An 11,814-nucleotide genomic window follows, 5' to 3' on the forward strand; every position below is an offset into this window, starting at 1 on the left:
TAAAGCGCGGATTAACGCCGGCAGAATAACCACCTTGGGTTGCGCGTAAACCCATTAATCGCGCATAAGTATTGCCACAAAGAACCCGTCCGCGCCGTCCAGCGGCGTCAGGCGGCGGGTTTCGACCAGGCGAAAGGCCGCACGCGCCTGAAATGCCGCGATCTGATCGGCGTTCTCGGCCCGCAGCAGCGAACAGGTCGCATAAGCCAGATGCCCGCCCGGCGCGACCAGCGCGGCGGCGCGATCTAGGATACGGGCCTGCGTCTGCACCAGCCGCTCCAGCGCGGCACGGTCAAAGCGCCATTTGCCCTCGGGGCTGCGGCGCCAGGCACCGCTGCCCGAACAGGGCACATCGGCCAGAACAAGGTTGAATGCACGTGAACTTTCCGGCTCATCAGCTTGTAACAACGTCACCTTTACGCCCGCGCGCGTCGCGCGCTCAGGCAGGTCGCGCATCCGTTGCGGTGCAACGTCGTGGGCAAAGAACCGCGCCTGCGCCCGGCCCGCCATGGCCAGCGTCTTGCCGCCGCCGCCCGCGCAGAGATCAAGCACGCGCATGTCATCGACCAGCGGCAGCATGTCGGTAATGGCCTGGGATGCGGCATCCTGCAGCTCGACCAGACCGTCGCGATAGGCCGCGCTGGTTTGCACGCGGCGCGGGTTCTCGGTGACCTCAAGCGCGGTGGGCGAGAGGGGATGCGGTCGGGTGGCTATGCCCTCATTTTGCAAAATGACCTGGGCCTGATCCCGCGTCGTTTTGCGCAAATTCACCCGCAGAAAGACCGGGGCGCGGTGGCGCAGCGCCTGCATGACCGGCGCAAAGTCGTCGCCCAGACTGTCGCGCAGCGGGCCGGACAACCAGTCGGGGCAGTCCAGCGCCACGGCCTCGGGCAGATCATCGGGGGTTAGATCAAGCGCGGCCTCTTCGGCGCTTAGCGGTGCAGGCGCATGGCCCTGACCGGTGAAGAGGCTGGCCGGGTCAACCCCGCCTGCCCGGCAAGCGCCCAGCATCAGGCCACGGCCGGTTTCCGCGCCGCCGAGGGCGGCAAAAGACCGGCGACAACGCAGCGCGTCATAGACATGATCGCGGATCGCAGCGCGGTCTTTCGAGCCGGCAAAGCGGTTCTGGCGGCCCCAGGTGGTCAGCAGCTTCTCGGCCGCATCGCCTGCGAGAACACCGTCCAAAACCTCGATCGCGGCAGAGATGCGGGCGGCCGGGGTCATGCCCCGCCGCCCGTCATTTTCATCAAGATCGCCGCACAACCCATTGTCAGATCAACCGATCCGATAGTTCGGGCTTTCGCGGGTGATCTGCACGTCGTGCACGTGGCTTTCCTTGAGCCCCGCGCCGGTGATGCGGACAAACTGGCACTGGCTGCGCATCTCGGCCACGGTGGCGCAGCCGGTATAGCCCATGGCAGCGCGCAGGCCGCCGACCAGCTGGTGCAGCACGGCGCTGGCGGCACCTTTATAGGGCACCTGGCCCTCGATGCCTTCGGGCACCAGCTTGTCGCTGGCGGCGTCTTTCTGGAAATAGCGGTCAGCCGAGCCGCGCGCCATGGCGCCCAAGGACCCCATGCCGCGATAGGATTTGAACGACCGGCCCTGATAGAGGATCACCTCGCCCGGGCTTTCGTCTGTGCCTGCGATCATGCTGCCGACCATGGCGCAATAGGCGCCGGCGGCGATGGCCTTGGCGAAATCGCCCGAGAACTTGATGCCGCCATCGGCGATGATCGGGGTACCGCTGGCTGCGGCGGCAGCGGCGCAATCGCTGATCGCGGTCAGCTGCGGCACGCCCACGCCCGCCACCATCCGCGTGGTGCAGATAGAGCCCGGCCCGATGCCGACCTTGACGGCATCGGCGCCCGCGTCGATCAGCGCGCGGGTGGCCTCGCCGGTGGCGACGTTGCCTGCGATCACCTGCACCTCGTTCGACAGGGCCTTGGCCCGGCGCACCGCCTCGATCACACCGGCCGAATGGCCATGCGCGGTGTCGACGACAACGATATCGACGCCCGCGTCGATCAGCGCCTCGGTGCGCTCAAACCCGGCATCACCGACCGAGGTCGCGGCGGCCACGCGCAGGCGGCCCAGCTTGTCCTTGCAGGCGGTGGGGTTCAGCACGGCTTGTTCAGTGTCTTTCAGCGTCAACAGGCCGGTCAGCTTGCCCGCGCCGTTCGTCACCAACAGCTTCTCAATACGGCGCGCCTTCATCAGGCTTTTCGCTTCGTCCAGATCGGCCGGCTCGGCCAGCATCGCCAGGTTGTCCGAGGTCATCATCACCCGCACCGGGGTGCTGTCATCGCTGGCAAAGCGCATGTCGCGGTTGGTGACGATGCCGACCACGCGGCCGGTTTCGTCAACCACCGGAAAGCCGGTGACGTTGAACCGTTCCTGCAGGGCCTTGGCGTCGGCCAGGGTCTGGTCAGGGCTGAGGGTGATCGGGTTATAGACGATGCCCGATTCAAACCGCTTTACCCGGCGAACCTCTTGCGCCTGCTGTTCGACGTTCAGGTTCTTGTGGATCACACCCATGCCGCCCGCCTGGGCCATCGCGATGGCCATGCGCGCCTCGGTCACGGTGTCCATGGCCGAGCTGAGCAGCGGAATGTTCAGCCGGATCGACTTGGTGACAAAAGTCGAGGTATCCGCCGTCGAGGGCAGGACAGAGCTTGCCGCGGGAACAAGCAGAACGTCATCGAAGGTAAGTGCCTCGCGAATCTCCATGGGTCGGCTCCTTGGGAGTTTTCGTTTGGCGCTTCCCTATTTCACGCATGCGCCGGAATGAAAAGCCTTAATTAGGCACGTGCAGCATTGGTCTTTGTCGCCAGCGCGCCCTTGGCCCAGGCCTGCATCACCTTCAGCGCGATCGGCGGGATGATCATCGTCGCCGCGACCAGCAGGATGATGCCCGCGATCTCGAAGATACGGCCCTGCCCGCCTGCGGCCAGCATCAGCATAAGCGAGGCATAGGCCGCGATCGGAAAGGTAAAGGCGCTCCACATCGGGCTGAACCCGGCGGCGGTGATATAGCGCGCGCGCAGCAGCAGCCCGGCCAGGATCAGCCCTCCCCAGGCCGCCATCCCCAGCGCCAGCTGGTCATGGCCCAGGATCAGTGACACCGTGCCCAGCAGGCTGGCAGGCGCCAGGTGAATGGCCAGCAGCGGCCGCAGCGGCGGCGGCGGGTCGCGGCGCAGCAGTTGCAGCGCGCTGACCGCCCAGATCGCGCCAGCAATCAGTCCGGTGACGATCAAAATGGTCTCGGACAGGCCGCGATAGCCCAGCGGCACGGCGGCCAGTGGCGCGATGATCGGACCCACGAATGTCAGGTGCCAGACCGGCGTCACCTGCCGCTGCTCGGCGGGCCAGATCGAGAACAGGCGCAGCATCGCCACGATCAGAACCGCATGAATGCCCAGCCCCAGCCACAACAGCACCGTCGCCAGCCCGGTCGAAATCGGCACCAACGCGGCGGCGACCAGATAGATCGACAGCACCGCGGCCACCAGCCCCGCGCGCCCCGGCAAAACCCGCAGATCCTCGGGCACAACGCTGGCGCGGCGAAACACCTTGACCAGGTACATGAACACCGCAAAGGCATAAAGCAGCGTCACCGCGCCCAGGATCATGTCGGCCACCTCGACCGGCGCCGCCAGCGCGACCGAGGCCCGGCGCCAGGCCAGCCCCAGCCCCAGCAGGCCGAAGATCGGGGTAAAGATGGCCGGAGGCGTCTGCTGGCCGAATTTCGGGCGCTGCATCATCGGTTGCATGGTGTTTCTCCGTTCAGGGAACCGCTAGGGCCTTTTGCCGTGCCTTCCCCCATTTGTGAAGCGTCGCAAATGGGGTGGATGGTCGCAGTTGCGACTCTATCATGTCGCCCGTGCGTATTGAGCAGAGATTTGCGGCACTGAGGTGCGGCCGGGCAGCGCCAGCAGTCACAGCGCGACGATGTAGTTTAATAATGATCTACAATCTATTGATTTAAATTGATATATCTTGAAGTCGTAAAACAAGAAACGGGGCCAGCGCAAGGCTGACCCCGATTGCGTAGTTGCGGCGCAAGATCCTGTGGCGGCCGATTACAGCCCCGTCAGTTCCTTGCTGTGCAGCCATTCGGCGTGTTTGGGGGCCTTCTTGGTGCGCGACCATTCTTCCAGCATCTCCCATTTGACTTCGTCCAGCTTGGCCAGCATCGCCTCTTCGGCCGGGTCCGGGCAGGCCAGTTCGACACGGTGGCCGTTGGGATCGAAGAAATAGATCGAATGGAAAATCGAGTGGTCGGTGACGCCCAGAACCTCGACGCCGTTAGCCTCGAGATGCTCTTTGAACTCGATCAGCGTGTCGCGGTCCTTGACCTTGAAGGCGATGTGCTGAACCCAGATCGGGGTGTTGGGGTCGCGGCCCATTTCGGGCTTGGTCGGCAGTTCGAAAAACGCCAGCACATTGCCATTCCCCGCATCCAGGAAGAGATGCATGTAGGGGTCGGGCTCGTGGGTCGAGGGCACATGATCCTCGGCAATGGCCAGGATGAAATCCATGTTCAGCATTTTGCCATACCACTCGACGGTTTCCTTGGCGTCCTTGCAGCGGTAGGCGACGTGGTGAATTTGTTCGATCTTCATTGGGTCACTCCTTTCGGGCGGCGGCGGCAAGCGCCTGTGAAATAACGGTGCGATCACCGATATGATTGGCCAGCAACAGCACCAGACGTGCGTTGAAGGCCTGGCTTTCGGCATCCGTCAGCCCCTCATGCGCGGCGATCAGTTCGGCATAGAAATCGTCGGCGCCGGGGATGTTCGGGGTCAGGGTCAGGTCGCTCATGGCTCAGGCCTTTCCGATGGCGCGGCGCAGGGCATCGCGGGTTGCGGTTTCGTCATAGGCGGCCCAGCGGGCGGCGACGTGCTGGTCGGGACGGATAAGGTAGACGGCAGATTTCTCGCCGCCCAGGTAACGGTCGGCCAGCGCGCCGGTCGGGTCGTCCTTGCCGTCCAGCGCCAGGCGCGTGACCGGGATACCGTCGATATCCAGGCCGTCGGGCGCATCGGCGTTCAGCGTCAGCAGAGTGAACCGGTCGGCCAGTTGCGGCAGCAGATAGCCCTGCCCCAGCGGCGCGTCGGCACAGGGGCTGCCGGGACGGCTGCGCGCGGGCGCACCGGGCAGCGCGTCGGGCGTGTTCAGCGGCGAGCCGTCATAGGTGCAGGGCACCGACAGCCGGCCCGAGTTGACCAGCGGGCGGGCGAATTCATACTGTTCGGCCAGGTCCAGCACCGCGTCGCGCAGGGTGCGGCTGATGTTGGATTTGGGCGTGATGAAATCGGTCGAACGCGACGAATTCAGGATGTTCTCATCCGCGCCATGGATGCGCTCAACGTCATAGCTGTCGAGCAGGGTTTCGGGCGCCTTGCCGTCCATGACCAGTTTCAGCTTCCAGCACAGGTTGTCGGTGTCTTGCAGGCCCGAATTGGCCCCGCGCGCGCCAAAGGGCGACACCTGATGCGCGGCGTCACCCGCGAACAGAACCCGGCCGTGGCGGAACTGTTCCATCCGGCGGCATTGGAAGGTGTAGATCGACACCCATTCCAGCTCGAAGTTCACATCCTCGCCCAGCATCGCCTTGAGGCGCGGGATCACGTTCTCGGGGCGTTTCTCGCGCTCCTTGTCGATGTCCCAGCCCAGTTGCAGGTCGATGCGCCACACGCCGTCGGGCTGTTTGTGCAACAGCGCCGACTGGCCGCGGTTGAAGGGCGGGTCGAACCAGAACCAGCGTTCGGTGGGGAACTCGGCATCCATGATCACATCGGCGATCAGGAAGTTGTCCTCGAACACCCTGCCCACGAAATCCAGCCCCAGCATCGCGCGGGTGTTTGACCCCGCGCCGTCGCAGGCGATCAGCCAGTCGGCCTCGACGTTATAGGGGCCTTCGGGGGTTTCGACCTCGAGCGTGACATGGGTGTCATGCTGGCCGATGGCCGAGACCTTGTTGCGGCCACGGATCTCGATCGGAGCGCCCTGCTCTTGCAGCTCGCGCACCCGGTTCACCATGTATTCTTCGAAATAATACTGTTGCAGGTTGATGAAGGCCGGGAATTCGTGCCCGTCCTCGGGCAGCAGGTTGAATTCGTAAACCTTGCGCTGGTCGAAGAACACCTTGCCCAGGTTCCATTTCACACCCTTGTCGACCATCGGATGGCCACAGCCCAGACGATCAAGGATTTCCAGCGGGCGCTTGGCGTAACAAACGGCGCGGCTGCCAAAGCTGACCTTGTCGTTGTCGTCCAGCACCACGACCTCGATCCCCTGCTGGGCCAGGTCGATTGCCGCGCCCAGACCGATCGGCCCGGCGCCGATCACCACCACCTGGTGGCGGACCGGCGTAGTGGCGTCCTGGTCGGGGCTTTTCGCGTAAGGATACAGCGGTATCTCGAATATCTTGTTCATCGGGTCTCTCCTCCCCAAAGACTCGGATGGCTTAGCCTTGCAGCTGTTGCCACATGTCCAGATCGCGCTCGGCCGTCCAGATGCGCGGCGTGTCGATGCCCCGGGCCTCGTCATAGGCGCGGGCCACGTTGAACGGCAGGCAGTGTTCATAGATCGCGTAATCGGCGAATTTCGGATCGCATTCGGCGCGCACGGCGTCCCAGGCCTCTTTCAGGGTGCCGCCACGGGCGACGATCCGGGCCACCGGGCGATAGGTGCTCTCGACGAAATCGGCGGTGTTGGCCAGCGCGGCGGCGACCATCTCTTCGCCCACCAGCGCATCCCCCCGGCCCGGCGCGATGGCCTTGGGCTCGAACGAGGCGATATTGGCCAGGGTCTGGGTCCAGTCGTTGAAATGCCCGTCACCGCAATAGCAGGCCGAGTGGTATTCGACGATGTCACCGGTGAACATCACCTCTTGGTCGGGCACCCAGATCACCGCGTCGCCCGCCGTGTGGGCGCGGCCCAGCTTCATGATGTCGACCCGGCGTTTGCCCAGATAAACGGTCATGCTTTCGCTGAAGGTGGTGGTCGGGCGGGTCAGGCCGGGGATTTCCTCGTGGCCCTGAAAGAGGCGCGGGAAGCGTCCGAATTCGCTGTCCCAGTCCTCTTGCCCGCGTTCCTCGACCATGGCGGCGGCGGCATCGGACATGATGATTTCGCGCGCGCCATAGGCGCTGGCGCCCAGCACCCGCACAGCGTGGTAATGGGTCAGCACCAGATGGCTGATCGGCTTGTCGGTAACGCTGCGCACGCAGTCGATGACCTTGCGCGCCAGGCGCGGCGTGGCCTGGGCCTCGACGATCATCACGCTGTCATCGCCGATGATCACGCCGGTATTGGGATCGCCCTCGGCGGTAAAGGCATAAAGCCCCTCGCCCACCTCGGTGAACGAAACCTTCTTTTCCTCCATGTCGCCTTGCGATGCGAATGCCTTGGCCATGCAGCCCTCTCCTCTTGCGTTTTTCCTGTTGCGCGGTTGCGCCCTGTTCGGGAAACCGGATATTAGTTGAATTTGTAACTAACAATAGCCCTGCGGGGAAAAATGAACATCCATGATGAAGATTTTGATCTGGGCGATTTCCTGCCCTATGCGCTGAACCAGGCGGCCGAGATCACCAGCCTGGGGTTTCAGCGCGCCTACAAGGACCGCTACGGCATGCTGCGCACCGAATGGCGGGTGTTGTTTCACCTGGGCCGCTATGGCGACATGACCGCGCGCGAGATCTGCGACCGGTCGGGCATTCACAAGACCAAGGTGTCGCGCGCGGTCAAGGCGCTTGAGGCCAAGCGCTTTCTGACCCGCACCACCCTGCCCGAGGACCGCCGCAACGAGATGCTGTCGGTCACCCCGCAGGGCCAGCGCGCCTATATCGATCTGAGGGGCATCGCGCGCGACTATGACGCGCAGGTCGCAGCGATGTTCACGCCCGAGGAACAGGCCACGCTGCGCGCCTGCCTGCGCCGGATCATGGCGCAGGGGCGCTAGGCCTTACATATTCGGATAATTCGGCCCCTCGCCGCCTTGTGGGGTTGTCCAGTTGATGTTCTGGCTGGGGTCCTTGATGTCGCAGGTTTTGCAGTGGACGCAGTTCTGGAAGTTGATCTGGAACCGCGGACCGTCCTCGCCTTGCAGCACTTCGTAGACGCCGGCCGGGCAATAGCGTTGTGCGGGTTCGGCGTATTTGGGCAGGTTCACCTTGATCGGGATCGAGGGGTCGGCCAGCCGCAGGTGGCAGGGCTGTTCTTCCTCGTGGTTGGTAAAGCTGAAGCTGACGTTGGTCAGCCGGTCGAACGACAGCGTGCCGTCCGGTTTCGGGTAATCGATCGGCTTGAACTTTGCCGCCTCGCCCGTGGCTGCCGCATCCGTCTTGCCGTGCTTGATCGTGCCCAAGAGCGACAGGCCCAGCAGGTTGTTCGTCCACATGTCGAACCCGCCCAGGGCCAGGCTGATCATCATGCCAAACTTCGACCACAGCGGTTTCACGTTGCGCACGCGTTTCAGATCCTTGCCGATCGCGCCACCGCGCACCGCGGCCTCATAGCCCGTCAGCTCGTCGCCCGAACGCCCCGCCGCCAGCGCCGCATGCGCCGCCTCGGCCGCCGCCTTGCCCGACAGCATGGCGTTGTGGTTGCCCTTGATGCGCGGCACGTTGACCATGCCCGCCGCACAGCCCAACAGCGCGCCGCCCGGGAAGGTCAGCTTGGGCAGCGACTGCCAGCCGCCCTCGGAAATCGCCCGCGCGCCGTAGGCCACGCGTTTGCCGCCTTTCAAAAGCTCGGCCACCATCGGGTGATGCTTGAACCGCTGGAATTCCATATACGGATAGAGATGCGGGTTCTCGTAGTTCAGATGCACCACGAACCCGACATAGACCTGATTGTTTTCCAGGTGGTAAATGAACGAGCCACCGCCGGCATTCTTGCCCAAGGGCCAGCCCATCGTGTGGGTCACCGTGCCCTCGCGGTGCTTGGCCGGGTCGATCTCCCAGATCTCTTTCATGCCCAGGCCGAATTTCTGCGGGCAGTGACCGGCCGACAGGTCGTATTTCGCGATCACCTCTTTCGACAGAGACCCGCGCACGCCCTCGCCCAGCAGAACGTATTTGCCGTAAAGGATCATCCCCGGCTCGTAGCCCGGGCCAGGCGTGCCGTCCGGCGCGCGGCCGAACTCGCCCGCGATCACGCCCTTGACCTCGCCCGCGTCGCCGTAGACCAGTTCCGAGCACGCCATGCCCGGGAAGACCTCGACGCCCAGCTCCTCGGCCTGCTCGGCCATCCAGCGGCAGACATTCGCCATCGAGACGATGTAATTGCCATGGTTGTTCATCAGGGGCGGCATCGGCCAGTTCGGGATGCGAATGCCCCCGGCCTCGCCCAGCATGTAGAAATTGTCCTCGCGCACCGGGGTGTTCAGCGGCGCGCCCTTCGCCTTCCAGTCGGGAATCAGCGCATCAAGCCCGCACGGATCAAGAACCGCACCAGACAGAATATGCGCCCCAACCTCGGAGCCCTTCTCCAGAACAACAACGTTCAGATCAGCATCCAGCTGCTTCAGACGGATCGCCGCAGACAAACCAGAAGGCCCGCCCCCAACAATCACAACGTCATATTCCATCGACTCGCGTTCAATATCCGTCATGGCCGGGCTCCTGCGTGGGGGTCCGCCCCCAAAGGGGCGGACGCGTTCTGATCAGGCGATGGCGCCCAGGTCTTCGGGGCCGAGATCCAGCACCGAACCCGCGCCCGAGGTCGCGATCGCCTGCAAGGCGCGCGCCAACGGAAAGACGTTGGCAAAGTAGAACCGCACGACGCTCAGCTTGGCGGTCAGATGTGCCGAGCCGCGGCCGTTCTCGATACGGGTGGCAGCGGCCAGCGCCGCGTCGCCCATGGCCCAGGCCCCCAGCGCGATGCCGAACATCTCGAGCACGTTGACCGCGGCGGCCAGCGGTTCGTGGCCGTTCTGGGCAACCAGCCAGTTGGTGGTTTCCTCGATCATCTTGGCGGCGTCCTCAACCGCGGCGGCCATCCCCGCCCATTCGACGCCCGACCCGTTGCGCGCCGCCAGGGCGGTCGCGGTTTCGCGCATTTCGGCCACCAGTTCCAGCGCCGCCGCGCCGCGGTCGCGGATGATCTTGCGGCCGACCAGGTCGAGCGACTGAATGCCGGTCGTGCCCTCGTAGATGGTGGTGATGCGCGCATCGCGCAGATGCTGGGCTGCGCCGGTTTCCTCGATATAGCCCATGCCGCCATGGATCTGCACGCCCAGCGAGGCCGAGTTGACCGCCAGTTCGGTCGACCAAGCCTTGACCACGGGGATCAGCAGGTCGACCCGGCGCTGGTGATAGGCGCGCTGATCGGCATCCTGCGACCGGGTGACATAATCAAGCGAGCGCGCCGCGCGGCAGGCCAGCACGCGCGCGGCCTCGGTGCGCGATTTCATCAGGCCCAGCATCCGGCGGATATCGGGGTGGCCCATGATCGTGTCGGCACCCGACTGGGTCGCGCCCTGCTTGCGCTCCATCGCGTAGGCGACGGCATCCTGAGTGGCGTGCTCGGCGATGCCGATGCCCTGGACGCCCACGTTCAGGCGGGCGTTGTTCATCATGGTGAACATATATTGCAGGCCCTTGTTGGGCTCGCCCACCAGATAGCCGATGGCACCGCCATTGTCGCCAAAGGCCAGGGTGCAGGTCGGGCTGGCATGGATGCCCAGCTTGTGCTCGATCGAGACACAGCGCACATCGTTCTTGTCGCCCAGGCTGCCATCGGCATTGACCAGAACCTTGGGCACCACGAAGAGCGAGATGCCCTTGACCCCGGCCGGCGCATCCGGAAGGCGCGCCAGCACCAGGTGGATGATATTCTCGGCCATGTCGTGTTCGCCGTAGGTGATAAAGATCTTTTGCCCGCTCACCCGGTAATGGTCGCCCTCGGGCACTGCCTTGGACCGGATCGCCGCCAGGTCGGACCCGGCCTGCGGCTCGGTCAGGTTCATGGTGCCGGTCCACTCGCCGCTTACCAGTTTCGGCAGATAGGTGTGTTTCAGGTCGTCCGAGGCATAGCCCTCGATCGCCTCGATCGCGCCCTGGGTCAGCATCGGGCACAGCTGGAACGCGCTGTTGGCGCCCTGGAACATTTCCTGGATGCAGGTGTTCACCACCATCGGCAGCCCCATGCCGCCGTGATCGGGATCGGCGCTGGGGCTGTTCCAGCCCATCTCGACGATCTGGTTATAGGCATCAGCCCAGCCTTCGGGCGTGGTGACGTCACCGGCGTCGAACCCCAGCCCCTTGGTGTCGCCCACCACGTTCAGCGGGGCCAGGACCTGGCCCGCGAATTTCCCGGCCTCTTCGAGGATCGCCGCCACCATGTCGGGGCTGGCATCTTCGAGACCGGGCAGTTGGGCCACGTCCTCAAGACCACAGAGATCTTCGAGAACGAACAGCATGTCGTCCAGAGGGGCGGTATAGGTCATGGTCTTGTCTCTTTCTTAGGGTCAGATTTTCGCCGCCAGCTCCGGGACGGCTTCGAAGAGGTCTGCGACCAGGCCGTAGTCTGCGACCTGGAAGATGGGGGCCTCTTCGTCCTTGTTGATGGCGACGATGATCTTGCTGTCTTTCATCCCGGCGAGGTGCTGGATCGCGCCCGAGATGCCGACGGCGATATACAGTTCCGGCGCCACGACCTTGCCGGTCTGGCCAACTTGCCAGTCGTTCGGGGCAAAGCCGCTGTCGACCGCCGCGCGCGAGGCGCCGACGGCGGCGCCCAGCTTGTCGGCCAGTTTCTCGATCAGGGCAAAGTCCTCTTCCGAGCCGACGCCACGGCCGCCCG

General features: G+C 64.5%; 11 protein-coding genes. 1 reads left to right on the forward strand and 10 read right to left on the reverse strand.

Annotation, left to right across the window (positions count from 1 at the left end; translation table 11 throughout):
- Positions 1–54 precede the first annotated feature (54 nt).
- From OE856_RS04325 to OE856_RS04355, 7 genes are all read right to left on the reverse strand, one after another.
- A complete protein-coding gene (locus tag OE856_RS04325; RefSeq protein WP_263714810.1) occupies positions 55–1,224 on the reverse strand; it encodes an RsmB/NOP family class I SAM-dependent RNA methyltransferase in 1,170 nt (389 codons plus the stop codon).
- A 51-nt stretch (positions 1,225–1,275) separates the two neighbouring features.
- On the reverse strand, positions 1,276–2,730 hold the full coding sequence (gene guaB, locus OE856_RS04330) for an IMP dehydrogenase (protein WP_263714811.1): 1,455 nt from the start codon (positions 2,728–2,730) through the stop codon (positions 1,276–1,278).
- Between the two features lie 71 nt (positions 2,731–2,801).
- Positions 2,802–3,773, reverse strand: coding sequence for a tellurium resistance protein (locus OE856_RS04335; protein WP_263714812.1), 972 nt, complete (start codon positions 3,771–3,773; stop codon positions 2,802–2,804).
- A 309-nt stretch (positions 3,774–4,082) separates the two neighbouring features.
- Positions 4,083–4,625 (reverse strand): VOC family protein, encoded by a 543-nt coding sequence (locus tag OE856_RS04340; RefSeq protein WP_263714813.1) that lies wholly within the window; start codon positions 4,623–4,625, stop codon positions 4,083–4,085.
- A 4-nt stretch (positions 4,626–4,629) separates the two neighbouring features.
- Positions 4,630–4,824, reverse strand: coding sequence for a DUF2783 domain-containing protein (locus OE856_RS04345; protein WP_263714814.1), 195 nt, complete (start codon positions 4,822–4,824; stop codon positions 4,630–4,632).
- 3 nt (positions 4,825–4,827) lie between these two features.
- Positions 4,828–6,441, reverse strand: coding sequence for an FAD-dependent oxidoreductase (locus OE856_RS04350; RefSeq protein ID WP_263714815.1), 1,614 nt, complete (start codon positions 6,439–6,441; stop codon positions 4,828–4,830).
- 31 nt (positions 6,442–6,472) lie between these two features.
- Positions 6,473–7,423 carry an MBL fold metallo-hydrolase gene (locus OE856_RS04355; protein WP_263714816.1) on the reverse strand — a complete coding sequence of 317 codons (951 nt, stop codon included), beginning with the start codon at positions 7,421–7,423 and terminating at the stop codon, positions 6,473–6,475.
- Between the two features lie 102 nt (positions 7,424–7,525).
- Between OE856_RS04355 and OE856_RS04360 the strand changes: the two genes are divergently transcribed.
- A complete protein-coding gene (locus OE856_RS04360) occupies positions 7,526–7,969 on the forward strand; it encodes a MarR family winged helix-turn-helix transcriptional regulator (protein ID WP_263714817.1) in 444 nt (147 codons plus the stop codon).
- 3 nt (positions 7,970–7,972) lie between these two features.
- Here the strand turns inward: OE856_RS04360 and OE856_RS04365 are convergent, their stop codons facing one another.
- From OE856_RS04365 to OE856_RS04375, 3 genes are all read right to left on the reverse strand, one after another.
- Positions 7,973–9,622: an electron transfer flavoprotein-ubiquinone oxidoreductase gene (locus OE856_RS04365; protein ID WP_263714818.1), complete on the reverse strand. Its 1,650-nt coding sequence runs from the start codon at positions 9,620–9,622 to the stop codon at positions 7,973–7,975.
- A gap of 51 nt (positions 9,623–9,673) precedes the next feature.
- Complete coding sequence (locus tag OE856_RS04370) at positions 9,674–11,458, reverse strand: acyl-CoA dehydrogenase (protein ID WP_263714819.1); 1,785 nt, start codon at positions 11,456–11,458, stop codon at positions 9,674–9,676.
- Between the two features lie 21 nt (positions 11,459–11,479).
- Positions 11,480–11,814 (reverse strand): electron transfer flavoprotein subunit alpha/FixB family protein (locus OE856_RS04375; RefSeq protein WP_263714820.1); only part of this gene is annotated, 335 nt, incomplete at its 5' end.

This window comes from Actibacterium sp. XHP0104, assembly GCF_025751515.1.
Classification (GTDB): domain Bacteria; phylum Pseudomonadota; class Alphaproteobacteria; order Rhodobacterales; family Rhodobacteraceae; genus Actibacterium_D.

What these genes read in the sequence shown, in the direction of transcription:
- OE856_RS04325 (WP_263714810.1), bottom strand. Translation starts at nt 1,224, where the DNA reads ATGACCCCGGCCGCCCGCATCTCTGCCGCGATCGAGGTTTTGGACGGT.
- guaB (WP_263714811.1), bottom strand. Translation starts at nt 2,730, where the DNA reads ATGGAGATTCGCGAGGCACTTACCTTCGATGACGTTCTGCTTGTTCCC.
- OE856_RS04335 (WP_263714812.1), bottom strand. Translation starts at nt 3,773, where the DNA reads ATGCAACCGATGATGCAGCGCCCGAAATTCGGCCAGCAGACGCCTCCG.
- OE856_RS04340 (WP_263714813.1), bottom strand. Translation starts at nt 4,625, where the DNA reads ATGAAGATCGAACAAATTCACCACGTCGCCTACCGCTGCAAGGACGCC.
- OE856_RS04345 (WP_263714814.1), bottom strand. Translation starts at nt 4,824, where the DNA reads ATGAGCGACCTGACCCTGACCCCGAACATCCCCGGCGCCGACGATTTC.
- OE856_RS04350 (WP_263714815.1), bottom strand. Translation starts at nt 6,441, where the DNA reads ATGAACAAGATATTCGAGATACCGCTGTATCCTTACGCGAAAAGCCCC.
- OE856_RS04355 (WP_263714816.1), bottom strand. Translation starts at nt 7,423, where the DNA reads ATGGCCAAGGCATTCGCATCGCAAGGCGACATGGAGGAAAAGAAGGTT.
- OE856_RS04360 (WP_263714817.1), top strand. Translation starts at nt 7,526, where the DNA reads ATGAACATCCATGATGAAGATTTTGATCTGGGCGATTTCCTGCCCTAT.
- OE856_RS04365 (WP_263714818.1), bottom strand. Translation starts at nt 9,622, where the DNA reads ATGACGGATATTGAACGCGAGTCGATGGAATATGACGTTGTGATTGTT.
- OE856_RS04370 (WP_263714819.1), bottom strand. Translation starts at nt 11,458, where the DNA reads ATGACCTATACCGCCCCTCTGGACGACATGCTGTTCGTTCTCGAAGAT.